The sequence below is a fragment of the Mesorhizobium sp. M7A.F.Ca.AU.002.02.1.1 genome (assembly GCF_003998535.1).
Lineage (GTDB): Bacteria > Pseudomonadota > Alphaproteobacteria > Rhizobiales > Rhizobiaceae > Mesorhizobium > Mesorhizobium ciceri.
This window is the reverse complement of the sequence record NZ_RZPB01001393.1, coordinates 1-688: the sequence shown is the minus strand read 5'-3', so window position 1 is coordinate 688 and position 688 is coordinate 1. Positions and strand designations below refer to the sequence as shown.

Genomic DNA, 688 nt, shown 5'->3' with positions numbered 1-688 from the left:
TTGCTGCCCTTCTCGACCGATCTTCTGGCCGACTTCCTCGAGTTCAGAACCGCGGTGCTGGTCTACTGGCTCAATCTGCTGGCGCTCGGCGTCACGCTGTTCGCGAGCTGGCGTTATGCGGAGAAAAGCGGCTTCGTAGCAGAGGATGTCGATGCGGAAACCAAACGCACGGTCTATCTGCGCATCATCAAGGCACAGATCCTGTGGGCGGTCGGCGCCGCACTCTCGCTTGTCAGTCCCTTGCTCGGCGTCGGCTTCATCCTGGTCGTGCAGTTGGTCTATGCCGCCGCGCTTCGCGGTTCACTGCTGCGCAAGGTTATCGGCTGAGGGCCCGCCGACAAACTCCACCGTCACGCCCGGCGAAACCAATTTGGCCAGCTCCCGCGCATCCCAGTTGGTCAGGCGTACGCAGCCATGGCTCTCGGTCTTGCCGATCTTCGACGGATCGGGCGTGCCGTGGATGCCGTAGGTCGGCTTATCCAGGGCGATCCAGACCGAACCGACGGGACCGTTCGGGCCCGGCGGAATGGTCAGGACCTTGTCGTTTTGACCCTGCTTGAAATTGATGCTGGGATTGTAGGTGTAGTTCGGATCGAGCGCCACGCGCGACACCGTGTGTATGCCGGACGGTGACGGCGTATCCGACGAGCCGATGGTTGCGGGATAGGCCGCGACCAGTTTGCCGCCG

At 62.5% G+C, this 688-nt stretch carries 1 protein-coding gene and 1 pseudogene; one reads left to right on the top strand and one right to left on the bottom strand.

From position 1 onward, the window contains the following. Positions 1 to 327 (top strand): annotated as a pseudogene (locus tag EN879_RS37940) (hypothetical protein); the annotation flags it as partial. Here the strand turns inward: EN879_RS37940 and EN879_RS37935 are convergent. After that, a partial coding sequence (locus EN879_RS37935) for a L,D-transpeptidase (RefSeq protein WP_164774947.1) occupies positions 301 to 688 on the bottom strand: 388 nt, incomplete at its 5' end. The pseudogene EN879_RS37940 and the gene EN879_RS37935 overlap by 27 nt on opposite strands.